The following is a 24,792-nucleotide window of genomic DNA, read 5'->3' as shown; positions in this document are numbered from 1 at the left end:
GTCGCAGGGAGGCTTCTGTGTACTTCTCGAAAAAATCCTGGAGAAGACCCTATATGAGACTTGCGGTGTTAGTCGCGTTGGCCACGGTAGCAACTGGATGTGTGAGCTCTCCTGTCGAATATGGAGCGTCGCTTTCAACGCAAGACCCGAAGTGGGTATCGCCGGAATGTCAACAGGCCCGTGTCGACGCTTCGAACTATGATGCGCGCGAAAAGGAGCATCCCGGTTGGGGGACTGGTGTGTTCCTTGGCCCCTACGGACTGGGGCTCGCAGCAGCCATCAAGGAGCACGAGCAAAAGGAGCGAAAGATCTTCGCCCGCGAAATCCATTTGCAGTGCTCAAGTTTGCCGCTGCCGAAGGAACTCGAGGGCGAGCCGAGCCCCCCGGCCACGACAAAGTATCCATAAGCCAAAAGTTGGGCGACAATCCTCACGCTACAGTGATTGGCGGCGATGCAACCTCACGCCGTCAGAAGCGTTTACGACTGCAACGCAGTCGAGGTTCCAATGCAAACCGCATGGTTCTCCAAACCCGTGGTGGTTTCGGTCGGCGTCACCGGGTCCACCCGCAACCTGTCCAACACCGAGCAGGCCATCGAATTGCTCACGACACATTGGCGCGATGCCGGCAGCCTGAAACATCAGTCCGCGCTACGCGCCTGCCGCCGGGCAACGAGCGGCGAGGTGTCCCCCGATATCGCCAGGGAGGCGTTTGTCGAGGCCGCACGCGAGGCGCATATCCTGGTCGAGTAAGCCGGGTCGGGTAAGCTGGTTGCATTCACGGACAATAGCGGCCGTTCACAATTTCGTGATCGAAGGAACCGTTTGAAACGGAAGGCGTTTTTTTTCAGACGTCTTTTTGTCAGGCAACCTTAGGAGGCGTTTATGCGTAACATGAACCTCGTCACACTCGCCCTGATCATCCTTGGCGGTCTCAACTTCCTGTCCATGGGTGTAACGGGCTATGACGTAATCGGCACTGTCCTCGGGGGCGCCATGCTGGCCCGCCTAGCCTATCTGATCATCGGCCTTGCGGCCATATGGCAGCTCATGCCAGGCTTCCAGAGCTTTACGGTTGGCGAAGTCGATGCCGAAAGGCATCTCCATCATCATCCGTGACCGGTAAGATGCGGGGCGGCGGAAAACCCGCCGCCTCACATCCCGTAAAGGCCAATCAGGCCGCCGGCATCAACATTCCCCCAGGAGGCTTTAGACTGTTCGCGCGCCATGCCTGGCCAGCGCGTGATCGATCAGCACGTCGATGGTGTGGCTGTAGCCTATGCCTGATGCCGCCAGCGCCTTGGCATACATCGAGATGTCGGTGAAGCCGGGAATGGTGTTGACCTCGTTGACGAGCAGCGAACCGTCGGCGCGCAGGAAGAAATCGACGCGCGCCATGGCTTCGCAGCCGAGCGCCTGGAAGGCGCGCCGTGCCATGTCGCGTGCCATGTCGGCAACCGCGGCCGGGACATCGGCGGGCACCTTGACCACCGCGCCGTCGGCATCGAGATATTTGGCCTCATAGGTGTAGAAGCCGTGCTTACCGGCCGGAATGATCTCGCCGGGCAGCGACACCGTCAGCGTGCCGTCGGCCCGCTGCAGGACCGAGCACTCGATCTCACGTCCCTCGACAAATTCTTCCACCAAAACCTTGTTATCATGGTGGAAAGCCGCCTCGACGGCGTCGGCGAAACTGGCGCCGTCGCCAGCCTTGCTCACCCCGAAGGACGAGCCCTGGCGCGCCGGCTTGACGAAGACCGGCAGACCCAGCCTTGCCCTGACGTCGTCGAAGGACACAGGCTCGCCACCCAGCAAGGTGGCGGAGCGGGCGACGGCAAGGCCGGCTTCGCGCATCAGCCGCTTGGCGACATCCTTGTCCATTGCGGCGGCCGAGGCGAGGATGCCACAACCGACATAGGCGACATCGGCGACTTCCGCATAGCCCTGCACCGAACCGTCCTCGCCGAACGGCCCGTGCAGCACGGGAAAGACGACATCGACGGGGTCGGGCTGCGTTCCATCCCGCGACACGGCGACCAGCCTGCCCTTGCCGCCGGGCAGCAGCGCGACCTCCGCGCCGTCCTCGGACACCGGAGCGCCTGCCGCATCGCCGACGGACGAAGCTTGCAGCAGCCATCTGCCGTCCCTGGAAATGGCGATCGGCACGATCTCGTAGCGCGTCCGGTCGATTGCCTTCAGCACATTGGCGGCCGAAAGGCGCGACACGTCATGTTCGGCCGAACGCCCGCCATAGAGGATGGCCACCCTTGTCTTGCCCGTCATCGAAATCCCTCAACTGTCAAAAAATCAAATGGCAACCGCAATGCCGCGATTGGCGAAGAAGCGGTCGAAATCGACCGGTGCCAACACTGCGTTCTCCTGTGTGGCGCTGGTATGGCCGGACGGATTGTGAAAGCGGAAACCCTGGTCCGACGCCGCGGTGACCAGCACCAGATGGCCTCCCTTCGCCGGCGGCTCGCGCTCGGGCCAGCGGATCCAGCTGCTGACCGAAGCGATGAAGAACCGCGACCGCGCCAGGATCGCCGGAATGTCCGATGTCGCGACACTGGTTATCACTTCGGCCCGCAGGCCGAAGGTCTCCCGCACGAAGCTGACGAAGGGTGCATAGATCAGCCCCTTGATCGAGCCCTCGTTGACGACATAGCCGCCATAGGCGGTGCAACGCCTGGCGAGCTCGATCGTCGGCACGATCTCGCCGCGCGTCGCCAGGATCATCTTCAGGCACGCCATGCCGCAGATATTGGCTGCCCAGACCGCGTATTCGTCAGAAGTCTCAGCCCCCGAATTTTGCCACAGCGGATCGAGCCGCAGCGCGACGTCAGCACCCTCGGCGAGCACCTCCATGGTCATGTCCGGCGTTTCCCACTGGCTGAAAAACGGCACGGTTTCAGACAGTGGGCTCATGCGCTTCCTCGATCAGATTCGGATTCTCGTAAACGAGATACACGGCGATTGGAAAGCCACCCAGAGACCGTTGCGAAATTCGCCCTGGCGGTGGAGGTTTCGAGAACCGGAGCGGCGCGGACATTTGGGTCTGTGAGCACCGGAAGCGCAGAAAACGCAGTTAGATGGCCGCCGGAGTAGAATTTCCCAATGGTCTCTCAGAAGGTGATCGTCACGGACGCGGCGCTGCGCTTTGCCGGGCCGTGATGCACCGCCTCGATGTTGTTGCCGTCCGGATCGAGCAGGAAGGCGGCGTAATAGCCGGGATGATAGGGCCGCTCGCCCGGCGCGCCATTGTCCGTGCCGCCGGCTGCGAGCCCGGCCTTGTAGAATGCATCGACCATGGCGTGGTCCCTTGCCTGGAAAGCAAGATGATGACGGCCGGTGAGCTTTCCCTGCGCCGCCCGGCTGTCGGCACTGGAGACGAACAGTTCGTCGGCCCAGAAATAGTCGTCGCCGACACCGCCGATCGAAACATCGAGCACCTGCAGGACCGCCTCGTAGAAACGCCGGCTGGCGGCGAGGTCCCTCACCACCAACTGGATATGATCGATAAGCCGGCCGCGATGCAGTTCCATGAATATTCCTCCTTGTGAGCTTGCGAACTTAGGTCCGCACAGGGCGGCGTCAACACAGGTGCCTGCCGACCGCCAGGTCCCACCACACGTCCGGCCATGGAGCCCTCGGTCGATCCTTCAAACGGAAAAGCCCGCCGGGAGGGGGATCCGACGGGCCTTTGGAAAGCTGGTACCGTGCTTTCAGATGTCTGACGGGGGGTCAGACACGGTGACAACTTTTGTGTGCCTCAGAGGTTCCACTCAAACAAAAAGATTGCCAACGGGTCGTCGAATTCACGCAAATTCAAGCGGTGGAGGCGAATTCTTTTCGCAAAACCCCTCTCCGCCGGAACTTTCCCCGCCAAGGCAAGTTTTGAGGCGCGGCTGGGAGGAATCAAATTGGACAGTTTTCAGAGGCTTGAGGCGCTGGTCGACAGCGCCGGCGTCGACGATGTCGAAGAAGCAAACGCCTTGCTGCATCGCTTCAAGGGCAGATCGCAGAAGATCGCGACGGCTATCGACGAATTCATGCTGGATTTCATGACACTGGTCTTCGTCGTCGAAACCGGCGAGGAAGAGTTCGAAAAGCCAATCCGCAAGCTGGCTCGCAGCCGGCTTTCGAAGCTCAATCACATGGTGAACGTGGCGGCATAGGTGCGCCCGGCGCGGGCTTCACCCCTTCAGGATGGCCGCCAGCCGCGGTATGCCCTCGCTCACCGCGCGCCGGTCGGCGAGCGTGAAGGAGAGCCGCAGCGTATTGCGCCCGGTTGCGTCGGCAAAGAACGCGCTGCCGGGCACGAAGGCGACGCGCGCCTCCTTCACCGCTCGCGCCAGAAGTGCCGTGGCGTCGGCGCCCTCTGGCAGCGTAGCCCAGACGAACATGCCGCCTTCCGGGCGGCTCCAGCTCACGCCTTCAGGCATGTTGGCTTCAAGTGCTGCGAGCAGGCCGTCGCGGCGCTCGCGGTAGGCGCCGATGAGCTTTTCCACCTGGCCGTCGAATACGGCTTCGGCGACGCGGTGCATCACCACCTGGTTGATCGATGGGCTGTGCAAGTCGGAGGCCTGTTTCATCAGCACCAGCTTCTCGACGATATGGCGCGGCGCGCAGACCCAGCCGACACGCATGCCTGGCGAGAGGATCTTCGAGAACGAGCCGCAATAGAGCGTGCGCGCCTTGTCGATAGAGCCGGAGCGAGCACAGTCGAGCGCCAGGATCGGCGGCACGCCCTCGCCGTCATAGCGCAGCGCGCGATAGGCGGCGTCCTCGATGACGGCGATGTCGAGTTCGCCGGCGAGGTCGAGCACCGCCTCGCGCTGCTGGCGGTTCAAGGTTTGGCCGGTCGGGTTGGCGAAATCCGGCACCAGATAGGCGAACTTGACCTTGCCGCCATTCGCGGCGGCGGCCGCGTGATAGGCCGCCGGCGTCATGTTGCCGCCTTCGACCGTCAGCCGGTCGTAGCGCGGCTCGTAGGCGTTGAACGCCTGCAGCGCGCCGAGATAGGTCGGCCATGTCACCAGTGCGGTATCGCCCGGCGACAGGAACAGTTTGCCGAGATAATCGAGCGCCTGCTGCGAGCCGGAGGTGATGAAGATGTTGGCCTCGTCGCAGGCGACGCCGAGTTTGCCCATCTGCCCGGCCAGCCAGCGCCGCAACGGCAGATAGCCTTCCGAAACCTGGTACTGCAGCGCCGCGCCCGCCTCGCCGCCGCCGAGCACCGAGGCATAGGCGTCGCGGATCGCCTCGGCCGGAAACAGCGCCGGATCGGGAATGCCGCCGGCAAACGAGATGATGTCGGGCTGGTCGAGCAGCTTCAGGAGTTCGCGGATTTCGGACGCCTTCATGCGCGACGAGCGCGAAGCCAGCAGATTCATCAAGGTCAAGGCGCGCCTCCCGCGACAATTTTGATATAGGTCAACCTGGCTGACCTATATCAGCTCTCCCCGGCAATTTGAATAGAGCCTGACAGCCTTCCGCTATACGCCAGTTGCCGCCGGCCCGGAACCACGCCGGGCATCACAAGGTCTTCTTGTAGCCGAGATGGCTGCCGGTGAAGCCGAGATCCTCATAGAAGCGGTGCGCGTCCGCGCGCGACCTGTCGGTGGTGAGCTGGACCAGGCTGCAGCCGCGCGCCCGGCATTCTCCGATCGCCCATTCGATCATCTGCCTGCCGATGCCGCCCGAGCGCCGATGGCTGGCGATGCGGACCGCCTCGATCTGCCCGCGCCAGGCGCCCTTGCGCGAGAGGCCGGCAAGGAAGGTGATCTGCAAGGTGCCGATCACCTCGCCGCCGTCCACGGCCACCGCCAGCAGCTGGTTGGGATCGACGTCGATGGCATTGAAGGCATCGACATAACCGCGCGCCAGCGGCAGCGAGGCGTCCTCACGGCCGGCGCCCAGCGGATCGTCGGCCAGCATGGCGACGATATCAGGCAGGTCGAAAGCTTGCGCTCGGCGGAATTCGATCATGGTTGCAATACTTACCGCAGGCGATTGCGCGCCTGCATCAGGGCGAAGCCCAGCAGGTTSTCGCCGCGCCACAAAAGCGGWTTGGCTGCTTTCTCGTCATCGGCGGCAAGCCCAATGCCCCACACCCGGTCCATGGGGCTCGCTTCAACCAGGATCTGCTCACCGGTCGACAGCAAATATTCGCGCAGGGCCGCATTCTGCCGGAATTTCTCAAAGCTCCCCTCGCCCACAATGCGCCGCTTCTCCGCGTCCCATCTGCCTTCGTCGAAGCCGCGCACCTGGCGACCGAGCTGCTTCGCCTGCTTCGGGCTTCCCGCGCGCACGATCTGCGCCGCCGTCTCGTCATCGCCGAACAGCCTCGCCTTCTCGGCCATCATCCAATGTTCAGCTGTCGGATAGCTGCGTCCAGCCACCGTGAACGAGGCATGCCACCACTGGCTGAAGCAGGACGCGCTGATGCGGCCGTCCCTGGACGGCTGATGGCCCCAGAAGAACAGGAACTTGAGCCGGGACTTGGAACGGAAGGCTTCCTCGAGCCGGGAGCGATCGTAAATCATGGCATGAAAGAACAGAGCCAGAGGCCGGCTTGTCAATACCGATCGCATCGGTGCGAATTGCACGGCGTTGGACAACGGCCAGGGCTGGCGCCGCCCCTCATCTGCCTGCCGGCATCTTCTCCCCGTATAGTGACGGGGAGAAGGACGCCGTCACCAATGATTTCGCCAATCGCCAGCGTTGCAGAAAAAGCGCCGGCGTTGAAGCTGCCCCTTTCTCCCCGTCACTATACGGGGAGAAATGTCCGGCAGGACAATGAGGGGCAGGGCCAGCGTTTGAGGTTCAGCGACCAGGCTCCACGAACCCGGCAGGCAAATCAATCCGCATCCCCAGCCTTAGCCTTGCCGCACTGCGCCAGCACCTTGCCGATTGCCGCGCTCGAGCCCTTCAGCGGGAAACTGGTCTGGCCGTATTTTGCCGCGCTCACCAGCACATCGCCTTTCCCACGCAGCAGATCCAGCAGCGGGTCGGCTTTGGCCAGGTTCACCACGAAGTAGTTGTACATGGCTTCGAGCTGCAGCGTCTTCGTCACCGTCTTGCCGTCGGCCTTGAAGTCGAACGCGCCGCTGATGCCCGGCTCCAGTTGCTGGCCGGTGGCGCCGAGGTCGTAGCTCAGCACCGGCGTGTCGAAACAGGCCAGCATCAGATGCGCACCGCCTTTCGGCCCGCCGCAGACCGAGGCGGTCAGCACGCTGCCGCCCTCGTCCTCCTCCATCTCAGCGCTCCAGCCGCCGCAGGACGCGGCCAACGCCGGCTGTACGGCCTGCAACACCGCCACCATACCCGCGACGATCAGATATCTCATGACTTCCCCCTCAGGCATTTGCGGCCTCACCCATCGGCATTCTATAGGAAAAGCGGTTCCGTGGCATAGCCCGTCGCGGCGTGCCATCCTGATTGTGCGGAGAGCGGTGTTGAGAGCCTGTGTTCGTCTGTGCCTGTCGCTGGCCGCCCTGTTGGGCTTGCCGCTCGCCGCCCATGCCGACTGGAAGCCGGTCGAGAAGGTCGAAACCTACGCTATATCAGGCCAGTCCGGGCCGGAGCTCTACCGCTCGATCGGCGACAACGGACCGAAGGTCGGCATTGCCCGCGCCATCGCCCACACCAATTTCAAGCTGACCTGGACCAGGGACTATCAGGCGCGAGCGGGAGCCTGCGTGCTGGTCTCGGCACGGCCGAAGCTCATCATCACCTACACCTTGCCCAGCCCCTCCTCGCCACTGCCGCCAGCAATCCAGAAGAATTGGGAGGTTTTCATTGCCGGCGTCAGCGCCCATGAGAAGGTCCACGGCGCAACCATTGTCGACATGGTGCGCAAGATCGAAGCGGCGACCGTCGGCCTCAGCGTCGCCGACGACCCCAAATGCAGCAAGATCCGCGCCGAGATGACGAAGCGCCTGTCCGGACTGTCTCAGGCACAGCGGCAGGCGAGCCGCGATTTCGACCGCATCGAACTCGGCCAGGGCGGCAATCTGCAAAAACTCATCCTTGCCCTGGTCAATGGCGGCTGACGCTAGCCTCGAGCCTCCGAAACCAGACCGTCGAGAAGCGCAGCACCTTCCGGCCAGTCGCCCAGGCCACTCTGCGCATTGATGTGGCCGAACGGGCCGATGACGGCCATGCCGCTGCCCCACTGCTTCGCCCTCGCCTCGGCATAGTCCGGCGTGCCATAGGGATCGTTGGTGCTGGTCACCACAAGCGAGGCAAAGCGCAGCCGGCCCTCGGGAATTTTGGCAAAGGCCATGCCGTAGGCCGGGAACACGGCCGCCGTCGGATCGGGAACACCGACCAGCAAGGCCGCCTGGACCGGGCGCCGCGAGATCTTCTGCCAATGCGCGATCAGCAGGCAGGACAGGCTGTGCGCGACCAGCACCGGCGGCTCCGGCGCCTCGATCACGGCAGCCTCGAGCGCCGCCAGCCAGTCGGTGAAATCCGGCAGGTCCCAGCTCGAGGGCTGGAACCGCCGCATCGCCGGATTGGCGCTTTCCCAGCGCGATTGCCAGTGGGCTGGACCCGAACCGCCGCTGCCGGGCAGGATGATGAAATGCGTCATGTCGCCTTGCTCCTATCTCTTGAAGGAGCATGGTGGTGTCTTGCCAGGGCCCCGGGAATGGGAAATCATCGGAAGACTCTCTGTATTTCCGATGGATTCAAGGTGGCCATGAAAAACAACGAAGAGCGCGCGCCACTCGACCCGACCGACATCGCCATTGTCGAAGCCATGCAGGAAAACGGCCGCATCGGCATGTCCGAGCTTGGCCGCCGGGTCGGCCTGTCGCAGCCGGCGACCTCCGAGCGGGTGAAACGGTTGGAGGAGCGCGGCGTCATTGCCGGCTACACCGCGGTGATCGATCCCGCCGCACTTGGCCTCGGCATGATGGCGATCATCCGGGTGCGCACCACGCATGAGCACATCCGGCCCTGCCTCAAGCAGTTCGCCGAAATGCCGCAGATCACCGAGGTGCACCGGCTGACCGGCGAAGATTGCTTCATCCTGAAAGTGGTCGTCCCCTCGCCGGCGCAGCTTGAAACCATCGTCGACGCGGTGGCCCGCCACGGCGCGGTCACCACGGCGCTGGTGCTGCGCAGCGAGGCGCCGAAGCGGATAGGCCGCGACCTGATCCGGAGATCAGGCGGCTAGAGCACTGTGGGCTCGCCGCACCGAGGTCCTGAGCTGCCCTAGCGGCTGAGATCGAGCGCCGCGCTCAAATCGCCCATCGGCGGCTGGTCGTTGTTGCGCAGCGCCTTGTCGCGGGCGACGATGCCGGGCAGCACCGGCAAATCGTAACGCGCGGTGATGAAGCGCAGGATCGACGTCGTGTCGTATTGGGTGTGGTCGACAGTACCCATCTTCGCATAGGGCGAGATGATGAAGGCGGGGATGCGGTTGCCCGGCCCCCAACGGTCGGCCTTCGGCGGCGCGACATGGTCCCAGAAACCGCCATTCTCGTCATAGGTGACGACCACCAGCATGTGGCTCCATTGCGGGCTTTTCTCCAGGTGCGAGACGACGTCGGCGAGATGCTGGTCGCCGCTCGCCACATCGGCGTAGCCGCCATGCTCGTTGAGGTTGCCTTGCGGCTTGTAGAAACTCACCGCCGGCAGCTTACCGTCATCGATCGCCTTGATGAATTCGGTCCCGTCGAGGCCGCCATCCCTGAGATGTTCGGCCCGCGCGGCCGTGCCGGGCGCGTATGCCGCGAAATAGTTGAATGGCTGGTGGTGGAACTGGAAGTTCGGCACAGGCGTCGCGTTCTTGCCGTCGAGCGTTGCCTGCCAGGCGCCGGAATACCAGGCCCAGCTGACGCCCTTCAGCGACAACAGATCGCCGATGGTGATGTCGTGCTGCGGCGGCAGCGTGGTCGGCTGCGCCGGATCGGCAAGTGCCTTGTCGCCGCCTTCGGCCGGTTTGTTCGCGCTCGGCTGATAGGGCGGCTGCATTGTGTTGACGGCGTGGAAGTCTGGCGTGATGGCGCCGTCATTGACGAATTTCGGCGCCCCGCCGAGGGCAGAGGCCGGCGAGTTGTCGGCAACCTTCAGCGTCGTGCCATCGGCTTCGACCACGGCGATTTGCCCCTTCACCGGACTGGTGTCGGCATTTGGATAGACCGGAACGCAGGCGCAGGCGAGCATGATATGGTTGAGGAAGGAGCCACCGAAGGCGCCCTGGAAGAAATTGTCGGCCAAAACGTATTTCTTCGCCACCGCCCACATCGGCAGCACCGAGCCGTCATAATGACCCATCACCAGGCCGCCGGAATCGGCCCAGGCGACGAACTTGTCGTTCTTCCCGCCGTCGATCTGCATCTGCTCCTGATAGAAGCGGTGCCAGAGGTCGCGGGTGATGACGGAGGTCTTTTCGTTGAAGCCGCTGGCGTCGTCGATGGCGAAGCTGGCATTGCTGAGATGGGCCGTCTGCGCCTCGGTCACCGGCGGCGTCACGCCCTTGGCGGTCAGACCACCCCAAGCCGGCGGCAGTTCGCTCAGCGGCTTGCCGTCGCGGTCGAGCTGGCGCACCTGGCCGGCCGAAAGGTTGGCCAGGCCGTTGGCGCCGGGGAAGCCGCCATAGAGATTATCGAAGCTGCGGTTTTCGGCATAGATGACGACGACGGTGTCGATCTTGTCGAAGCCGGGAGGGGCTGCGTTGGCTGTAGCCGGAATCGAGGCCAGCGCCGTGCCGGCCAGGCAAAGCGAGGTGAAAAGCGTGAACCGCGTCATGGGAGGTCCTCATGGCTAGGGTGATGGCTAGAGGGCAGTGCATGGCTGGGGGCGACGAGCCATGGCTTCGGACGCTAGGTCGATGCTTTGTCACCTTTGTGACATTTATCGCCCATCCGAACACGGTTGCGTGAGCGGGTGGACCGGTCATCAATCCGTTGCAGTGCGGACCTAATTGCGGAACAAATCGGACTGAACCTTATGACCGCAAGACGATGGAAAGGCTTGATGATCGCGACCGCCGCGGCATCGATGTTTGGCCTCGCCACCATCCTGCCCGGCAACGCCGTCAGCGCCGGTAGCGGCAGTGTCCATCCCGGACCGATGTCGCGCGCGGATGCCTTCGCGCGGGCGCAGGCGCTGACAGCGCTTGGCCGAAAGATGTTCTTCGACCCGTCGCTGTCGGCTTCAGGCAAACAATCCTGCTCGTCCTGCCATGATCCGCACCATGCCTTCGGTCCGGCCTCGGCGGCACCGGTCGAGATGGGCGGTCCGAAGCTGGACCAGCCCGGACTGCGCGCCGTGCCGTCACTTCGCTACCTTCAGGCGGTGCCAGCCTTCACGGAGCATTTCTACGATTCCGAGGATGAAGGCGACGAAAGCGTCGACAACGGCCCAACCGGCGGCCTGACCTGGGACGGCCGCGCCGACCGCGGCCGCGACCAGGCCAAGATCCCGCTGCTGTCGCCATTCGAGATGGCCAACAAGGATGCCGCTGCCGTCACCGCCGGATTGCGCAAGACCGCCTATGCCGATGAATTCAAGGCCGCCTTCGGCGACACCGTTTTCGACCACCCGGACGACGCCTTCGACGCCGCCGCCGAGGCGCTCGGCACTTTCGAGCAGAGCGCCGCCGATTTCTATCCCTATTCCAGCCGCTACGACGCCTTCCTCGCCGGCAAGGCGACGCTGTCGGCGCAGGAATTGCGCGGGCGCGCGCTGTTCGAGGACGAAACCAAGGGCAATTGCGCCAGTTGCCACCTGAGCGAACCCGCCAATGACGGCGAGCCGCCGCAATTCACCGATTTCGGCCTGATCGCCGTCGCCGTGCCGCGCAACCCGGCCATCCCGGCCAATGCCGACCCCGCCTATTTCGATCTCGGCCTGTGCGGGCCGCTCAGGACCGACTTCCATGGCCGGGCTGAGTATTGCGGCCTGTTTCGCACGCCGACGCTGCGCAACGTCGCGCTGCGCAAAAGCTTCTTCCACAACGGCTACTTCCACACGCTGCGCGACGCGGTTGCCTTCTATGCCAGCCGCGACAGCGATCCCGGCCATTGGTATCCCAAGAACGCCGACGGCACGATCCGGCAAAATGACGATTTGCCAAAGGCTTACTGGGCCAACCTCAACCATGACCCGCCCTTCGGCAAGAAGCCCGGCGACAAACCGGCACTGACCGACCCCGAAATCGACGACATCGTCGCCTTCCTGCAAACGCTGACCGATGCCGATCAGCAGGCCGGGGCGGTACCGGCGAACTGATTGCCTGGACCTTGCGCATGCCCAATCCCGCTTTCTCGCACCCGCAAAACAGGTTTATGGATCTTGCCGGATTTGGTGTGTGGCGGCGCTGGGGCCGCAAGGAAGGGCATTGGTTATTGGCGCTTACTCATTAGCGCTTCCTAAACTGCTCTGGGGTATCCCTTACCAATTGATGGTGGGACGCCGATGAACGCATTCTGGCGAGCAGTCGGATTTGTTGTGATCCTTGTGACCGGCGCAGCGATGCTGGCGGCCTTGCATATCGACGCCCAGCGGAACTTCGCGCTTGCCAAGGAACGCTACATCGAGAACTCCCAGGCGGCAGCCAGGACAACCGCCAAGACGGTCGAAGACGCCTTGCGGGCCGTCTACGAGAATGTGCGAACGCTGAGCTACCTGCCAAGCGTCCGAAACCTCGACCGGCATGGCACCAACCTCGGCGACGAGGGCCGCGCGACAATCCAGCAGATCTACAACAATCTCGCCAACAACGTCTCCATTTCCGAGGTCTACTTCCTGCCGCTGGATTTCGACCCCGACCGCTTCGATGCCGTGACCGGAAAGCTCGAGGAGCCGATCCTCCAGTTCGACCAGCTGATCGTGAATGCCAGGGCGCGGTCCGACGCTGCAGCCGCAAAGTCCGCAAAGCTTGACGAGAACGCGCTGACCCGGCCCGCCGAAGAAGTCGAGACCTATGAGTACCAGGAACTGGCCAAACAGCTCGCCTGGCTGAAGGCGAACTATCCGAATTCGAGCGCCATTGACGGGCTGAATGTGCCGATCATCGGCACCAAGGAGCTCATCACCTGCGACAACACAGATTTCATCCACACCGGCAATGACGCGGATCGCTCCGGTTTCATCCTTTCGGTCCCGGTCTTCGGCCAGGATGGCAGCCTGCGCGGCTCCGTCTCGGCAATCATGCTCACCTCGGCGCTTAGGAAACTGTTGCCGAGCAGCGACTATGTCATCGTCAATTCAGGCTACGGATTTGAATCCGACCAGCACAAGATGTCGACGGCCCTGGCGGCGGATTCCCGTGCCTTCACGGCGGCCGACCCCAATCTGATCTATTCCGAAGTCATCCCGCTCTCGCTCAACGATCCCAGAAGCGCCTGGCGTCTCTGGGCCGGTTTCCCCAACAGCAGATACGACAGCAACATGGACGCCCTGTCGGTGCGGCAATTCGAACTGGCTGGTTATGCGGCGGTCGCGGTGGTCACGCTGCTGGCGCTGGCCTGCTGGTATGCGATCGGACGCACGATGATGATGCAGACCAATGCCGCCGAGACTTTGGAGCGGCGGGTCGAGGAACGCACCGCCGAGATCCAGCACCTTGCCACGCATGACATTCTCACCGGCCTGCCCAACCGGGGCCTCCTGGCCGACACGATGGACGAGGCACTGAGAAGCCTCAGGGACGGCGAGAAGCTGGCCGTCCATTGCGTCGATCTCGACCGTTTCAAACCGGTCAATGACACCCTCGGCCATCCGATCGGCGATGAGGTTCTCGGTGCGGTGGCGAGGCGCCTGAAGCAGCAGGCGGGTGAAACCGCCATGGTCGCGCGAACCGGGGGAGACGAGTTCGTCATCCTCCAGCTCCTGATCGATGGCGACGACGAGGCGGGTGTGCTGGCGAGCCGGGTCATTCATGCCCTGGCCGGCGAATTCTTGATACAGGGCCACAAGATCAACATCGGCAGCAGCATCGGCATCGCTGTCTTCCCGGACGACGGACAAAGTTCGGAAATCCTCATCCGCAATGCCGACCTGGCCTTGTACAAAGCCAAGATGGAAGGCCGTGGGACCTGCAGGTCGTTCGAGCCGGGAATGGACGCAAGACTGCAGGAGCGGCGCCAACTCGAATCCGAACTGGCTCTCGGCGTCACAAACGAGCAGTTCGTCGTGTACTATCAACCGCTGCACGACGCCAAGACCTCGAAACTCACCGGCTTCGAAGCCCTGGTGCGATGGAACCATCCGCGCCTCGGCCTGCTGCCGCCGGCGGAATTCATCCCGATGGCCGAGGAGACGGGCGTCATCGACACGCTTGGCGAGTGGATCATGCAGCGGGCTTGCGCCGACGCCGCCAAATGGCCCCTGCCCGTCAAGGTCGCGGTCAATCTCTCGCCCGCCCAGTTCAAACAGCAGGGGCTGCCGCTTCAGGTTGCCGCGGCGCTCGCGGCTTCGAACCTGCTGCCGTCACGGCTCGAGCTGGAGATCACCGAATCGGTGCTGCTGGCGCACAATGAAAACACCATAAACACGCTGTACAGCCTGCGCGACCTCGGCATCAGCATCGCCATGGACGATTTCGGCACCGGCTATTCCTCGCTGAGCTATCTCAGGTCGTTCCCGTTCAACCGCATCAAGATCGATCGCAGCTTCGTCAGCCTGATGTGCGAGAGCGGCGAAAGCCGGGCAATCGTCAAGGCCGTAGCCGAACTCGGCGCAACGCTTGGCATGACCACGACCGCGGAAGGCGTCGAGACCGAGGACCAGTTCAGGCTGGTCAGGGAGAATGGCTGCACGGATGTCCAGGGCTGGCTCTTTGGCCGTCCAATGCCGGCAGCCGAGCTTCATACGCTTTTCGAACAGCCCGAACTGCAAGATGCCTTGACCGCATAACCAGCACCAACGGGGCAAGTACGTGAGCACGGGAAGCGCAGAAAACCAGCGTTTGCAGGCCGGCATCACTTGGATATTAACAAACCCTATTGCGTGTCGGCATTCGCCTTCAGCTCCGACCGCTTCTCGTCCGACACCACGGCGAGGTCGAGCACCTTTTGCAGGCCGGCGGCGTGGCGGAAGCTGGGCTCGCCCTGCACCCCGCTGGTGACGGCGTCGACAAAACGCTGGTAGTTGGTTGGCACCGAGCCGGCGTCGAGCTCTTCCCATTTGGCGTTCTCGACATTGTCGCCGACGCAGGCCTTGAGCAGCGAGCCGTCGAGATTGTGCACCACCTCGATGCCGCCCTTGTCGCCATAGATGCGCAGGCGCAGTTCGTTGAGATGGCCGGTCGCCCAGCGGCTGGCATGCACCACGCCGAAGGCGCCGTTGGAAAAATCCAGCGTCATGGCGAAGCTGTCATTGGCGTCGAGTTCGTAGTCGCCGATGCGATTGCCGGGCGCCTTGTCGAAGGCGCGCAGCCGGCAGAAGACATGGTCGATGTCGAGAGCGGCACCATAGCTGGCGAAATCGAGGATGTGGATGCCGACATCACCGAGCACGCCATTCGAGCCATGGCCTCGCGACAGTCGCCAGAGCCATTTCGGATCGGTGTGCCAGTCGCCCCAGAATTTCGACACCAGCCAGCTTTGCAGATAGGACGCTTCGACATGTCTGACCGTGCCGATTTCGCCCGCTTGCACCATCTGGCGGGCCTTCTGCAGCGCCGCGACATTGCGATAGGTGAGGTTCACCATGTTGACGATGCCGGCAGCCTCGGCGGCATCGGCCATCTCGGTGGCCTTGCCGAAGTTCTCGGCCAGCGGTTTCTCGCACAGCACCGGCTTGCCGGCGGCGATCAGCGCCATGGTGGTGGGATGATGGATGCGGTCCGGCGTGACATTGGCCACCGCATCGAAGCCGCCCCATTTCAGCGCCTCCTCCAGTGAGGTGAAGCGGTTGGGGATGTTGAAGCCGTCGGCGAATTCGCCGACGCGCGCCGCATCGACATCGACGGCACCAACGATGTCGACGCCCTCGATGGCGCCGAACCGCCTTGCATGTTCCTGCGCCATCCAGCCGGTGCCGAGTATCAAAAGCCGCATTTCTTGCTCCTTGGAATATTCAGAATCCGTCGTCTCAGAGGCGCTGCCAGATCGCCTTCAGCGGCGAACGCATGGCTTGCTCGATCGCCCGCAACTGCTCGCTGGCCAAGGAGGTCACTCCCGGATTGACGACCGTCAACGCGCAGACACCGAACGCCGCCGGCCAGACGTAGCGCAGATCGTTCAGCGACGCAGGCTTCTGGCAGCACGGCGTGGTGACGGACAGGTCGGCGAAGCCTGCCGCCAAGGCCTGGTCCATGGCACCGCCCCACCATTCCTCGATGTCGCCGCCGCAGAACGGGCAATGGACGCTTTCCGTATTTGCTCCGGCGTCGAAAAACGTCACCCCCTCTTCGGATTCGACGGCGACATGCTCAGCCTGCGGGAACAGTCCGCGCGCAGCATTCACGGCCGCGGTGGCAGCCGGCTCGTCGGGGTGCCAGTGCGGATCATGAGGCACAAGGCGCAGATAGGTGTCGGACATTGTGCTCCTCCCGGTCGGCGCCTCAGATAGCGCGGATGATGCCGCCGTCGACGCGGATGTTCTGGCCGGTGATGTAGCCGGCGCCGTCGGACGCGAGGAAGGCGATCGTCGCGGCGACCTCTTCCGAGGTGCCGTAGCGCTGCATCGGCACGCTGTCGCGGCGCTCCTCGGTGGCCGGCAGGCTGTCGATCCAGCCGGGCAGCACGTTGTTCATGCGCACATTGTCTGGTGCATAGGTGTTGGCGAAGATCTTGGTGTAGGCGGCAAGCCCTGCGCGGAACACCGCCGAGGTCGGGAACATCGGGCTCGGCTCGACCACCCAGGCGGTCGAGATGTTGATGATGGCGCCGCCCTTCTGCTTGACCATCTGCGGTGCCACGATGCGCACCGGCCGGATGACGTTGAGCAGATACACATCCATGCCGGTGTGCCACTGCTCGTCCGTGATCTCGAGGATCGGCGCGCGCGGCCCGTGACCGCCGCTGTTGACCAGCACGTCGATGCGGCCATAGCGCTCCAGCGTCAGGTCGACGAGGCGTTGCAGATCGTCATTCGATTGGTTGGAGCCGGTGACGCCGAGCCCGCCAAGCTCCTTGGCCAGCGCTTCGCCCTTGCCGGACGAGGACAGGATCGCGACGTTGAAGCCATCCGCCGCCAGGCGCTTCGCCGCCGCCGCACCCATGCCGCTGCCGCCAGCCACAACGACAGCTGTTTTTTCTGAACTCATCTGATTTTCCTTCTTGGGTTGGCGGGCGCGAGGCCTTCGCAGTTGGCGGTGTATAGCCGGTTTCGTCAGCCAGTTCGAACCAGAAAGCCTGAACCAGCATGCAGAAAAACTCTCCCATGCCGCTGCGAGTTCAGACAGGCAGCAGGGCGTCGGGCTTCACATTGGCGATCGAGGCATAAGTGTGCGTTTCCCGGACGCCGGGCAGCGGCAGGATGACCCGCTGCAGGAAATCCTGGAACACCGTCATGTCGGCGATGCGCGCCTTGACCAGATAGTCGAAACCGCCGACCACCATGTGGCATTCGATGATCTCGGGCGCCTGCAACACCGCCTCGGCGAAGCGGTCGAAGACTTGCGGCGCTGTGTGGTCGAGCCGCACCTCGATGAACACGAGTTGTGCCTGCCCGATCCTGGCGGGATCGAGAATGGCACGCACCGCGCGGATGAACCCTTCGGCGAACAGCCGCTTGACGCGCTGCGCCGCCCCTGTCGGCGACAGGCCGACCCGCCGCGCCAGATCGAGCGTCGTGCGGCGGCCATCCTCCTGCAACAAGCGCAGCAGCGAGCGGTCGATACGGTCGAGATCGTCCATTTCAGGATTCACACATTTGAGCCAGGACTAGCGTGATAACCACGCCAAAATCGCAAAAACAGCATATTTCATCACGCCGCCAGATCGCAATACCGTTGCCGTGCACTCCAACCGACAACGAAAGCGTATCCCATGACAACTGCCCTATCGATCTCCCGCAGCGCCCAGGCCAAGGGCGATACACCAGTGCTCTTCYTGAGCGAAGCCGAGGTGAAAACCTGCATCGACCTTCGCCAGCTTCTCGAGGCGCTGGCCGGCGGCTTCAAGGCGCTGTCCGATGGCAAGGTCGTCAATCCGGCGCGGCCGCAGCTCGATATTCCCGATGCAGGTTATTCGCTGGCGATGCCGGCCTGGACGGCGGGCATGCATCTGACGGTGAAGATCGTCAACGTCTTCGAAGGCAACATTGCCAAAGGCATCCCCAGCCACCTCGCCACCATCCATCTGTTCGACCCGCAGACCGGCATGCCGGTCTGCGTCATGGACGGCACCTACATCACCGCGGTGCGTACCTCCGGCTCGGCTGTGCTGTCGGTTCGTGAACTCGCCCGGCGCGACGCCAAGGTGGCGACGGTGGTGGGCGCCGGCGTGCAGGCCGGCCAGCACTTGCACCTTCTGCCGCTGGTGCGCGACTTCGCCGAGATCCGCGTCGTCTCGAAGGAATTCGCGGATGCGCAGGCGCTTGCCGCGCAGCATCCGGGCGTCGTCGCCGTCAGCGATCTTGAAGCTGCGGTATGCTCGTCGGATGTCGTCTGCCTGGCGACGCATTCCTACGCACCGGTGATCTCGGCCGACTGGGTGCGGCCGGGCACCCATGTCTCGTCGGTGGGCGTCGCACCGCCCGGTGGCGAACTACCGGTCGACCTCATCAGGCGGGCAAGCCTGTTCGTCGAGACAAGCGAAGCCTTCGCCCCGACCCCGGTCGGCTCCTGCGAACTCGCCGGTCTCGATCCGCAAACCGGAACCGAACTCGGCGAAATGCTGCTCGGTCTACGGCCGGGACGCGTCAGCGCCGAGCAGGTCACCGTCTACAAGGCGATGGGCGTTGCCATGGAAGACATGGTGGCGGCCGACCTTGCCTATCGCGAAGCGGTTCGGCGGGGATTGGGGCGGGCTGTTACGTTGTAGCGGGCTGGCCGGGCTCACCGTTAAAGTCGGCGCTGCCCCTCATAGCCCGTACGATGGGCAGGCCGGTTGAATATCAACGCGCCTTGGGCAAGCCGGGCAGCATCTGGCTCAGCACGCGATCGCCAAGGAAGACGTGATGGAAGATGGCCGCGGCGGCGTGCAGGCCGGCGAGCCAGAGGATGATATCGCCAAGCGTGCCGTGGATGTCCGCCAGCGATCCGCCCGCACCCCACGGGCCGAAAAACGGACCGATGGCGCCGAGGCCGTAGACCGTCACCGGGTGGCCGCCGAACCATGCTCCGAGCATGGCGGTCGCTGGAACCGCGAACAGAAGCGCATAGAGCGCCCAGTGCGTCACCTTGGAGGCGACGTCCATCCATGCCGGCATCGGCGGTGCGTCCGGAACGCTGTCGAACAGGCGCCAGACCAGACGAGCGACCAGCAGCCAGAAAACGGCGAAACCGAGCGTCTCGTGAAGCAACAGGGTCGAGGCGCGGGCCTCGGAATAGACCCGTGCCGGCGGGCCGCCTTCGGAGACCAGGAAGGCGATGAGCACAAGCAGTGCCGTCAGCCAGTGAAATGCCTGGGCAAGGCTTCCGTAGCGGGTTGTCGTACCGGACAGCGACATGCAAAAGCTCCGTTGGACACAATTGTCGTCAAGTGAACATCCGAGTTTGCCGTTCATGTGGCGGCGACCTCGCGATGGCAAGGGCCACGCGGGCGACGGCAAGGGGCCGCGCTCGCGACGGCAAGGTGCCGCGCCGAGGTGGAACGCTCCGCCGGGATATGAGACGCTGACCGCCAAGCCTGACCAGGAGATGCAACGATGAAACCCACACTGCCGCTGCTGTTGAGCCTCAATGGCGGCTATGTCGACACAGCCGGGTTCCTGGCCCTGCAGGGCCTGTTCACCGCGCATGTGACGGGAAATTTCGTCACCCTGGGCGCCTCCCTGGTGCTCGGCATCTCGGGCGTGCTGGCAAAGCTTTTGGCGTTGCCGGTGTTCTGCATCGTCGTCATCCTGACCCGGCTGGCCGGCGAGCGCTTGCGCAGGCGGGGACGGCCGGCGCTCGGTGTGCTGCTGGCGGCCAAGCTGGCGCTGCTGATCGCGGGTGCTGCGCTGGCGATCCGCTTTGGCCCCTTCGCCAGCGGTGACGGTGCGGCTGCCATCGTCACCGGCATGGTGCTGGTCGCCGCCATGGCGATCCAGAACGCGGTGCACCGCGTCCATCTCGCGGCCGCACCGCCATCGACGCTGATGACCGGCACCACCACCCAGATCATGATCGACGTCAGCGATCTTCTGGGCGGCGTGAAGCCAGAGGCCCGCCCTGCCCTCATCGCCCGCCTGCGGCGCATGTCAGTGGCGGTCGCCGTGTTTGCCGCGGGCTGCGCTGCCGCGGCACTCGGCTTTGCCTTCGCCAATGTCTGGTGCTTCGTCGTGCCGCCAGTGATTGCGCTCTTTGCCCTGCTGCCGCAGCTTGCGGCGCCGGACGAGGAAACCAGCTAGCCCCCTTCATCCGTCCAGATCAGGCGCAGCAGGCGCAGCAGCGTAGCCCGCTCCTTCTTCGTCAGCCGATGCAGGAACCGGTCCTCGTGCCGGCGAACCCGCCGCCGCCATCCGGGCATGGCCTCCCTGGCGGCCGGCGTCAGGGCGAGCATCTGCACGCGCTTGTCGCCGGCATGGTCGTCACGCTCGACCAGCCCACGCTCTTCCAGTTCGGCAAGCAGCGGTGCCATGTTGGCGCTCTTCATGCCGAGCAGGCGGCAGAGCTCGGCGGCGCGGATGCCGGGCTTCTCGTCGATCAGCGCCAGCATGCCATAGGTGACCGGGCGCAGAGCCGCATCGGCCAGTTCCACCGCGAAATCGTTGAGCGCAACGGCCGAGGCGCGTTTGAGATTGTAGCCGATCTGCGCATCGAGCGCGTCTTTAGGTGTCGCGCTTGGCGCGCCGCGACTGGTGCGAGCCTCGTCCATGCTGCAACCGATCGCCGCGATCAAGGTCCTTGTCAAGCGAAAAATACTATGCGACATAGCAAATATAATCGCTATGCTGCATAGCAATTGTCACCAATGCAGCAGTGAAACGGGAGGACCCGACCATGACCGAAGAGACCGTTGCCTTCGACGTCGAGAACGGCATCGCCTGGGTGCGCTTCAACCGTCCGGACAAACGCAATTGCATGAACCCGGCGCTCAACCGGCGAATGATGGAGGTTCTCGACGAGTTGGAATTCCGCGACGATGTCGGCGTGCTGGTGCTGTCGGGCGAAGGCAGCGCCTGGTCGGCGGGCATGGACCTCAAGGAGTATTTCCGCGAGACCGAAGCCAAGGGCCTTGGTGCCATCCGCAAGGCGCAGTCCGAAGCCTATGGTTGGTGGCGGCGGCTGCGCTGGTACGGCAAGCCGACCATCGCCATGGTCAATGGCTGGTGCTTCGGCGGCGGCTATGGCCCGCTCTTCGCTTGCGATCTCGCCTTCGCAGCCGACGAAGCGCAGTTCGCCCTGTCCGAGATCAACTGGGGCATCCTGCCCGGCGGCGGCGCCACCAAGGTGGTGGTCGACCTCCTGTCGATGCGCGACGCCATGTACCACGCGCTGACCGGCGAACTCATCGACGGCAGGAAGGCCGCCGCCTGGAAGCTGGTCAATGAAAGCCTGCCGCTGGCGGATCTGAAGGCGCGTGTCACCGAGGTCGCCACCCTCTTGCTGAAGAAGAACCCGATTGCCCTGAAGGCGACCAAGGACGCCATCCGCCGCGTCGCCGAGATGACCTACGACAATGCCGAGGACTATCTCGTGCGGGCGCAGGAGGCGGCCAATTCCCACGACAATGAGGGCCGCAAGGAAGGCATCCGCCAGTTCATCGACGAAAAGAGCTACAAGCCGGGTCTCGGCGCCTACGACAAGGCAAGGTGATCCGCAAAGCACAGGCAATCCTGGGGAGGAGACGCAGATGCCGGCCTGGACGACATCAGACCCCGTGGCTCTGCACGCCAGGGCGCAGCCGGATCGTCTCGCTTGTGTCGACCTGGCCACCGGCCGGCGCTGGACCTATTTCGCGCTGGACGAAACCGTCCAACGTGCAGTCGGCGTTCTCGAAGGCGGCCATGGCATCGCGGCTGGGCAACGGATCGCGACGATAGCCCGCAACTGCGCCGATCTCTTGATCCTGCAGCAGGCCGCGATGCGGCTCGGCGCCATCTTCGTGCCGCTCAACTGGCGGCTTGCCAGCGCCGAGCAGAAGACGATCCTCCAGGATTGCGAACCGGTGTTTCTGTTGCATGACTCGGCCCTCGATATGACGCTGCCCAAAGGCTGCAGGCCGGTCGAAGTCGCTGCCTTCGCGGCGGCGGTCGAGGCGCATCCGCCGGCAGCGCGCCGCCCGTTGCCGGCGGACGATACGCCGTCGATCATCCTCTACACATCCGGCACGTCGGGCCGGCCGAAAGGGGTTATTGTCACCGAGCGCAACGCCTTGGCCACCGCGATCAATTTCGGCGTGCTGGGGCGGGTCGGCAACGCCAGCATCTTCCTCTGCGACGCGCCGATGTTCCATGTCATCGGCCTCATCACCAACCTGCGGCCACCTCTGCTTCAGGGTGGCACGGTGCTGATCTCGCCCGGCTTCGATGCCGGCCTCACCAACCGTCGCCTTGCCGATCCCGCGCTTGGCGTCACCCACTATTTCTGTGTGCCGCAGATGGCCAGAATGCTGCGCGACCATCCGGATTTTGCGCCCGCGAACTGGACTTCGCTCACCGCCATCTTCACCGGCGGAGCGCCAAACCCCGCCGCCGATATCAACTGGTGGCTGGCGCAAGGTGTGTGCATGGTAGACGGCTTCGGCATGACGGAAGCCGGCACCGTGCTTGGCATGCCGGTCGAGACCGACCGGATCGCCCGCAAGGCGGGTTCGGCGGGTCTTGCGGCGCCGGCGATCTGCCTGCGCATCGTCGACGACGATGGCCGCGACGTCGCCGCCGGCGAACCTGGCGAGATCTGGCTGTCCGGCCCCGGCATCACATCGGGCTACTGGAACCGGCCGGAAGAGACGGCGCGCGCCTTCTCCGCCGATGGCTGGTTCCGCACCGGCGACATCGCGCGGCAGGACGGCGAAGGCTTCGTCACCCTCGTCGACCGCCGCAAGGACATGTTCATTTCCGGCGGCGAGAACGTCTTTCCGGTCGAAGTCGAGATGGCGCTGCTCGATCATCCCGATATTGCCGAAGCGGCCGTGATCGGCGTCGCCGACCAGCGTTGGGGCGAAGTCGGGCGCGCCTTCGTGGTGGTCAAACCCGGTCGCGTTGTCGACCCGGCCGATCTGGCAAGCCACTGCGGCGCCCGTATCGCCCGCTACAAGGTGCCGAAGGAGTTCTTGCTCACCGATACGCTGCCGCGCACCGCATCCGGCAAGATCCAGAAACACATTTTACGCGGCTGGACATCACCGACCAGCGGGCAAGCCTGAGGCTCGACCGTTTAGCCCGCAGGCGCGGACCGAAAAGTCGCCACGGCCGCCGCAACGATTTCCGCATTGTCCCTGGCCACGCTGCCATCGGCGAGCGTCTTGCCGTCCTCCAGACCGACCCGCGTCGACCAGCGCTTGCGATGCGCAAGCGCGACGAACGGCCAGACCGTGGCGTCGACGCCGTGCAGCAGGATCGGCCGCCGCACCCCGCCCCGCTCGAGCACGGTGGCGATGCCATGGGCCTCGTCCAGTGCAGCCGGCAGGTCCTGGATGTCGATCTCGATCAGGATGCGCAGCACGCGGCCGTGGTCGGCAAGACCGACGAAACGTTCGGCATCGGCTGTTGTGGCAAGCCCCGCTTCGATGCCGACGCCGCGCTGGCGCAGCAGCTCCATCACCCCAGGCGCATCAGCCTCCGACAAATTGACCGACGCATAGTCGGGCAGTTCCTGCCAAGCGCCGATCGCGGCGCGGGTCCGCTCGACATCGTTCTCGATCCAGGCGCCGGTCGACACGCCAATCAGCGTGCCCGGGCAGGCCCGGCGCACCGCCAGCACAGTGGCATTGACCGCCGCCAGGCTTTCGCGTTCGTCAATGCGCGGATGGATGTGCAATTCGGCCGCACCGGCGGCGACACAGGCCACCGCGTCGCTCGCCATCGCCTGTGCATCGAGCGGCAGCCTGGGGTGGAAATCACGTGGGCGCGCGCCGTTGATGCAGGCCTGGACGATCATCGATCTCACCTCGGACAGGGGAGGTCGCAGTCTAGCCGCGCAGCAAGACGCGGCAAAGAGCTGGAGACTTCGCTCCTGACAGCGCGCGCAACATTCGCGGCATTTGAATAAAAGCCGCCTGTGGATATTTACCCCGCATTCCGCCAGGCCCGCCAAGATAGATTGGGGCGGGATCATGGAGAGACCATTGACCAGTGATTTTTCAGCGGCCCGCATCCACCTCGAACGCGCCTATCACTATCTGCAAGGCAGTGACGAGACGAGCCGCATGGCATGTGAGGCCCTCGATCTGTTGATCGAAACGGTGGCAGAGGCACAGCACAGGCCATCCGAGGCTGGAGTGCTGGAATTTCCGCAATCGACGGCGCGGCGAACCGCTTAAGATGTTTTGAGACTCAGGCCGGCTGGCCCGGCCTGAATCTCAACACACCTGAACCTCAATATACCTGGATATCAATATACTTGGATCACGATGCCTTTCGGGCCGCCACCACCCTGGTCGCGCGCGAAACGATCGCCTCCAGCGGTTCGGGCCGGTGCAGCAAGAACCCCTGGCCGAAGGCGACGCCCATATCGCTCAGCATCGTCAACGTGTCCTGCCGTTCGATCTTCTCGCCCACCACAGCGCAGCCCAGGCTG

General features: G+C 64.1%; 29 protein-coding genes. 13 read left to right on the top strand and 16 right to left on the bottom strand.

Features of this window, described 5'->3' with window-relative positions; genetic code table 11:
- Positions 1-53: 53 nt before the first annotated feature.
- The 3 genes from ACXJ7R_RS04095 to ACXJ7R_RS04085 all read left to right on the top strand — a co-directional run bounded on the left by ACXJ7R_RS04095 (position 54) and on the right by ACXJ7R_RS04085 (position 1,118).
- Entirely contained in the window at positions 54-407 is a 354-nt protein-coding gene (locus ACXJ7R_RS04095; RefSeq protein ID WP_457150701.1) for a hypothetical protein, read from the top strand.
- A 99-nt stretch (positions 408-506) separates the two neighbouring features.
- Positions 507-752, top strand: coding sequence for a DUF982 domain-containing protein (locus tag ACXJ7R_RS04090; RefSeq protein ID WP_095091344.1), 246 nt, complete (start codon positions 507-509; stop codon positions 750-752).
- A 132-nt stretch (positions 753-884) separates the two neighbouring features.
- A complete protein-coding gene (locus ACXJ7R_RS04085; RefSeq protein WP_095091343.1) occupies positions 885-1,118 on the top strand; it encodes a DUF378 domain-containing protein in 234 nt (77 codons plus the stop codon).
- Between the two features lie 90 nt (positions 1,119-1,208).
- Here ACXJ7R_RS04085 and ACXJ7R_RS04080 read toward each other — a convergent pair whose 3' ends face one another.
- The 3 genes from ACXJ7R_RS04080 to ACXJ7R_RS04070 all read right to left on the bottom strand — a co-directional run bounded on the left by ACXJ7R_RS04080 (position 1,209) and on the right by ACXJ7R_RS04070 (position 3,541).
- The gene (locus ACXJ7R_RS04080; RefSeq protein WP_457150698.1) at positions 1,209-2,282 is read right to left on the bottom strand and encodes a D-alanine--D-alanine ligase family protein; all 1,074 of its coding nucleotides are present in this window, start codon (positions 2,280-2,282) and stop codon (positions 1,209-1,211) included.
- Positions 2,283-2,306: 24 nt separating this feature from the next.
- Complete coding sequence (locus tag ACXJ7R_RS04075) at positions 2,307-2,924, bottom strand: C39 family peptidase (RefSeq protein WP_457150697.1); 618 nt, start codon at positions 2,922-2,924, stop codon at positions 2,307-2,309.
- Between the two features lie 197 nt (positions 2,925-3,121).
- Positions 3,122-3,541: a VOC family protein gene (locus ACXJ7R_RS04070; protein ID WP_457150696.1), complete on the bottom strand. Its 420-nt coding sequence runs from the start codon at positions 3,539-3,541 to the stop codon at positions 3,122-3,124.
- Between the two features lie 378 nt (positions 3,542-3,919).
- Between ACXJ7R_RS04070 and ACXJ7R_RS04065 the strand changes: the two genes are divergently transcribed.
- Positions 3,920-4,174 carry a hypothetical protein gene (locus tag ACXJ7R_RS04065; protein ID WP_245331368.1) on the top strand — a complete coding sequence of 85 codons (255 nt, stop codon included), beginning with the start codon at positions 3,920-3,922 and terminating at the stop codon, positions 4,172-4,174.
- An 18-nt stretch (positions 4,175-4,192) separates the two neighbouring features.
- Here the strand turns inward: ACXJ7R_RS04065 and ACXJ7R_RS04060 are convergent, their stop codons facing one another.
- The 4 genes from ACXJ7R_RS04060 to ACXJ7R_RS04045 form a co-directional block, all read right to left on the bottom strand.
- A complete protein-coding gene (locus ACXJ7R_RS04060) occupies positions 4,193-5,392 on the bottom strand; it encodes an aminotransferase-like domain-containing protein (RefSeq protein ID WP_457150700.1) in 1,200 nt (399 codons plus the stop codon).
- Positions 5,393-5,534: 142 nt separating this feature from the next.
- Positions 5,535-5,987, bottom strand: coding sequence for an N-acetyltransferase family protein (locus ACXJ7R_RS04055; RefSeq protein WP_457150695.1), 453 nt, complete (start codon positions 5,985-5,987; stop codon positions 5,535-5,537).
- A gap of 11 nt (positions 5,988-5,998) precedes the next feature.
- On the bottom strand, positions 5,999-6,619 hold the full coding sequence (locus tag ACXJ7R_RS04050) for an NADAR family protein (RefSeq protein WP_457150694.1): 621 nt from the start codon (positions 6,617-6,619) through the stop codon (positions 5,999-6,001).
- 239 nt (positions 6,620-6,858) lie between these two features.
- Positions 6,859-7,347 carry a hypothetical protein gene (locus tag ACXJ7R_RS04045; RefSeq protein WP_457150693.1) on the bottom strand — a complete coding sequence of 163 codons (489 nt, stop codon included), beginning with the start codon at positions 7,345-7,347 and terminating at the stop codon, positions 6,859-6,861.
- A gap of 109 nt (positions 7,348-7,456) precedes the next feature.
- Between ACXJ7R_RS04045 and ACXJ7R_RS04040 the strand changes: the two genes are divergently transcribed.
- Complete coding sequence (locus tag ACXJ7R_RS04040) at positions 7,457-8,053, top strand: DUF922 domain-containing Zn-dependent protease (RefSeq protein WP_245331366.1); 597 nt, start codon at positions 7,457-7,459, stop codon at positions 8,051-8,053.
- A 2-nt stretch (positions 8,054-8,055) separates the two neighbouring features.
- On the opposite strand, the gene ACXJ7R_RS04035 is transcribed toward ACXJ7R_RS04040, so the two are convergent.
- On the bottom strand, positions 8,056-8,595 hold the full coding sequence (locus tag ACXJ7R_RS04035; protein ID WP_457150692.1) for an RBBP9/YdeN family alpha/beta hydrolase: 540 nt from the start codon (positions 8,593-8,595) through the stop codon (positions 8,056-8,058).
- Between the two features lie 108 nt (positions 8,596-8,703).
- Here ACXJ7R_RS04035 and ACXJ7R_RS04030 point away from each other — a divergent pair, with 108 nt between their 5' ends.
- Positions 8,704-9,183: an Lrp/AsnC family transcriptional regulator gene (locus ACXJ7R_RS04030; protein WP_457150691.1), complete on the top strand. Its 480-nt coding sequence runs from the start codon at positions 8,704-8,706 to the stop codon at positions 9,181-9,183.
- Between the two features lie 38 nt (positions 9,184-9,221).
- Here the strand turns inward: ACXJ7R_RS04030 and ACXJ7R_RS04025 are convergent, their stop codons facing one another.
- Complete coding sequence (locus ACXJ7R_RS04025) at positions 9,222-10,760, bottom strand: acid phosphatase (protein ID WP_457150690.1); 1,539 nt, start codon at positions 10,758-10,760, stop codon at positions 9,222-9,224.
- A 252-nt stretch (positions 10,761-11,012) separates the two neighbouring features.
- Between ACXJ7R_RS04025 and ACXJ7R_RS04020 the strand changes: the two genes are divergently transcribed.
- Positions 11,013-12,245: a cytochrome-c peroxidase gene (locus ACXJ7R_RS04020; protein ID WP_457150699.1), complete on the top strand. Its 1,233-nt coding sequence runs from the start codon at positions 11,013-11,015 to the stop codon at positions 12,243-12,245.
- 219 nt (positions 12,246-12,464) lie between these two features.
- The gene (locus tag ACXJ7R_RS04015) at positions 12,465-14,873 is read left to right on the top strand and encodes a putative bifunctional diguanylate cyclase/phosphodiesterase (RefSeq protein WP_457150689.1); all 2,409 of its coding nucleotides are present in this window, start codon (positions 12,465-12,467) and stop codon (positions 14,871-14,873) included.
- Between the two features lie 86 nt (positions 14,874-14,959).
- On the opposite strand, the gene ACXJ7R_RS04010 is transcribed toward ACXJ7R_RS04015, so the two are convergent.
- From ACXJ7R_RS04010 to ACXJ7R_RS03995, 4 genes are all read right to left on the bottom strand, one after another.
- Positions 14,960-16,018, bottom strand: a complete 1,059-nt coding sequence (locus ACXJ7R_RS04010) for a Gfo/Idh/MocA family protein (protein ID WP_457150688.1) — start codon at positions 16,016-16,018, stop codon at positions 14,960-14,962.
- Positions 16,019-16,052: 34 nt separating this feature from the next.
- A complete protein-coding gene (locus ACXJ7R_RS04005) occupies positions 16,053-16,502 on the bottom strand; it encodes a hypothetical protein (RefSeq protein ID WP_457150687.1) in 450 nt (149 codons plus the stop codon).
- Positions 16,503-16,524: 22 nt separating this feature from the next.
- On the bottom strand, positions 16,525-17,229 hold the full coding sequence (locus ACXJ7R_RS04000) for an SDR family oxidoreductase (protein ID WP_457150686.1): 705 nt from the start codon (positions 17,227-17,229) through the stop codon (positions 16,525-16,527).
- A gap of 130 nt (positions 17,230-17,359) precedes the next feature.
- Entirely contained in the window at positions 17,360-17,821 is a 462-nt protein-coding gene (locus ACXJ7R_RS03995) for an Lrp/AsnC ligand binding domain-containing protein (protein ID WP_457150685.1), read from the bottom strand.
- 132 nt (positions 17,822-17,953) lie between these two features.
- On the opposite strand from ACXJ7R_RS03995, the gene ACXJ7R_RS03990 reads away from it, so the two are divergent.
- Positions 17,954-18,949, top strand: coding sequence for an ornithine cyclodeaminase family protein (locus ACXJ7R_RS03990; RefSeq protein WP_457150684.1), 996 nt, complete (start codon positions 17,954-17,956; stop codon positions 18,947-18,949).
- Between the two features lie 73 nt (positions 18,950-19,022).
- Here ACXJ7R_RS03990 and ACXJ7R_RS03985 read toward each other — a convergent pair whose 3' ends face one another.
- Positions 19,023-19,577 carry a cytochrome b gene (locus tag ACXJ7R_RS03985; protein WP_457150683.1) on the bottom strand — a complete coding sequence of 185 codons (555 nt, stop codon included), beginning with the start codon at positions 19,575-19,577 and terminating at the stop codon, positions 19,023-19,025.
- 198 nt (positions 19,578-19,775) lie between these two features.
- Between ACXJ7R_RS03985 and ACXJ7R_RS03980 the strand changes: the two genes are divergently transcribed.
- A complete protein-coding gene (locus ACXJ7R_RS03980; protein ID WP_457150682.1) occupies positions 19,776-20,459 on the top strand; it encodes a YoaK family protein in 684 nt (227 codons plus the stop codon).
- Here ACXJ7R_RS03980 and ACXJ7R_RS03975 read toward each other — a convergent pair.
- Positions 20,456-20,926, bottom strand: coding sequence for a MarR family winged helix-turn-helix transcriptional regulator (locus tag ACXJ7R_RS03975; protein ID WP_457150681.1), 471 nt, complete (start codon positions 20,924-20,926; stop codon positions 20,456-20,458). The two genes, ACXJ7R_RS03980 and ACXJ7R_RS03975, sit on opposite strands and share 4 nt — an antisense overlap.
- A 125-nt stretch (positions 20,927-21,051) precedes the next feature.
- Here ACXJ7R_RS03975 and ACXJ7R_RS03970 point away from each other — a divergent pair, with 125 nt between their 5' ends.
- A complete protein-coding gene (locus ACXJ7R_RS03970) occupies positions 21,052-21,867 on the top strand; it encodes a p-hydroxycinnamoyl CoA hydratase/lyase (protein ID WP_457150680.1) in 816 nt (271 codons plus the stop codon).
- A 37-nt stretch (positions 21,868-21,904) separates the two neighbouring features.
- A complete protein-coding gene (locus ACXJ7R_RS03965; RefSeq protein WP_457150679.1) occupies positions 21,905-23,419 on the top strand; it encodes an AMP-binding protein in 1,515 nt (504 codons plus the stop codon).
- An 11-nt stretch (positions 23,420-23,430) separates the two neighbouring features.
- Here the strand turns inward: ACXJ7R_RS03965 and ACXJ7R_RS03960 are convergent, their stop codons facing one another.
- Positions 23,431-24,153, bottom strand: coding sequence for a 3-keto-5-aminohexanoate cleavage protein (locus ACXJ7R_RS03960; RefSeq protein WP_457150678.1), 723 nt, complete (start codon positions 24,151-24,153; stop codon positions 23,431-23,433).
- Between the two features lie 187 nt (positions 24,154-24,340).
- Here ACXJ7R_RS03960 and ACXJ7R_RS03955 point away from each other — a divergent pair, with 187 nt between their 5' ends.
- The gene (locus tag ACXJ7R_RS03955) at positions 24,341-24,535 is read left to right on the top strand and encodes a hypothetical protein (RefSeq protein WP_167392369.1); all 195 of its coding nucleotides are present in this window, start codon (positions 24,341-24,343) and stop codon (positions 24,533-24,535) included.
- The last annotated feature ends 257 nt before the right edge of the window (positions 24,536-24,792 follow it).

This window comes from Mesorhizobium sp. P5_C1 (genome assembly GCF_054049815.1).
Note: the sequence above shows the minus strand (reverse complement) of the source record. Positions and strands in the feature narration are given on the sequence as shown.

Coding starts and splice junctions, on each gene's coding strand:
- ACXJ7R_RS04080 (WP_457150698.1), bottom strand. CDS start 2,282: ATGACGGGCAAGACAAGGGTGGCCATCCTCTATGGCGGGCGTTCGGCC.
- ACXJ7R_RS04035 (WP_457150692.1), bottom strand. CDS start 8,595: ATGACGCATTTCATCATCCTGCCCGGCAGCGGCGGTTCGGGTCCAGCC.
- ACXJ7R_RS03970 (WP_457150680.1), top strand. CDS start 21,052: ATGACCGAAGAGACCGTTGCCTTCGACGTCGAGAACGGCATCGCCTGG.
- ACXJ7R_RS04025 (WP_457150690.1), bottom strand. CDS start 10,760: ATGACGCGGTTCACGCTTTTCACCTCGCTTTGCCTGGCCGGCACGGCG.
- ACXJ7R_RS04075 (WP_457150697.1), bottom strand. CDS start 2,924: ATGAGCCCACTGTCTGAAACCGTGCCGTTTTTCAGCCAGTGGGAAACG.
- ACXJ7R_RS04000 (WP_457150686.1), bottom strand. CDS start 17,229: ATGAGTTCAGAAAAAACAGCTGTCGTTGTGGCTGGCGGCAGCGGCATG.
- ACXJ7R_RS04085 (WP_095091343.1), top strand. CDS start 885: ATGCGTAACATGAACCTCGTCACACTCGCCCTGATCATCCTTGGCGGT.
- ACXJ7R_RS03975 (WP_457150681.1), bottom strand. CDS start 20,926: ATGGACGAGGCTCGCACCAGTCGCGGCGCGCCAAGCGCGACACCTAAA.
- ACXJ7R_RS04060 (WP_457150700.1), bottom strand. CDS start 5,392: ATGAATCTGCTGGCTTCGCGCTCGTCGCGCATGAAGGCGTCCGAAATC.
- ACXJ7R_RS04020 (WP_457150699.1), top strand. CDS start 11,013: ATGTTTGGCCTCGCCACCATCCTGCCCGGCAACGCCGTCAGCGCCGGT.
- ACXJ7R_RS03965 (WP_457150679.1), top strand. CDS start 21,905: ATGCCGGCCTGGACGACATCAGACCCCGTGGCTCTGCACGCCAGGGCG.
- ACXJ7R_RS04005 (WP_457150687.1), bottom strand. CDS start 16,502: ATGTCCGACACCTATCTGCGCCTTGTGCCTCATGATCCGCACTGGCAC.
- ACXJ7R_RS03985 (WP_457150683.1), bottom strand. CDS start 19,577: ATGTCGCTGTCCGGTACGACAACCCGCTACGGAAGCCTTGCCCAGGCA.
- ACXJ7R_RS03980 (WP_457150682.1), top strand. CDS start 19,776: ATGAAACCCACACTGCCGCTGCTGTTGAGCCTCAATGGCGGCTATGTC.
- ACXJ7R_RS04055 (WP_457150695.1), bottom strand. CDS start 5,987: ATGATCGAATTCCGCCGAGCGCAAGCTTTCGACCTGCCTGATATCGTC.
- ACXJ7R_RS04030 (WP_457150691.1), top strand. CDS start 8,704: ATGAAAAACAACGAAGAGCGCGCGCCACTCGACCCGACCGACATCGCC.
- ACXJ7R_RS04045 (WP_457150693.1), bottom strand. CDS start 7,347: ATGAGATATCTGATCGTCGCGGGTATGGTGGCGGTGTTGCAGGCCGTA.
- ACXJ7R_RS04070 (WP_457150696.1), bottom strand. CDS start 3,541: ATGGAACTGCATCGCGGCCGGCTTATCGATCATATCCAGTTGGTGGTG.
- ACXJ7R_RS04095 (WP_457150701.1), top strand. CDS start 54: ATGAGACTTGCGGTGTTAGTCGCGTTGGCCACGGTAGCAACTGGATGT.
- ACXJ7R_RS03995 (WP_457150685.1), bottom strand. CDS start 17,821: ATGGACGATCTCGACCGTATCGACCGCTCGCTGCTGCGCTTGTTGCAG.
- ACXJ7R_RS04010 (WP_457150688.1), bottom strand. CDS start 16,018: ATGCGGCTTTTGATACTCGGCACCGGCTGGATGGCGCAGGAACATGCA.
- ACXJ7R_RS03960 (WP_457150678.1), bottom strand. CDS start 24,153: ATGATCGTCCAGGCCTGCATCAACGGCGCGCGCCCACGTGATTTCCAC.
- ACXJ7R_RS04090 (WP_095091344.1), top strand. CDS start 507: ATGCAAACCGCATGGTTCTCCAAACCCGTGGTGGTTTCGGTCGGCGTC.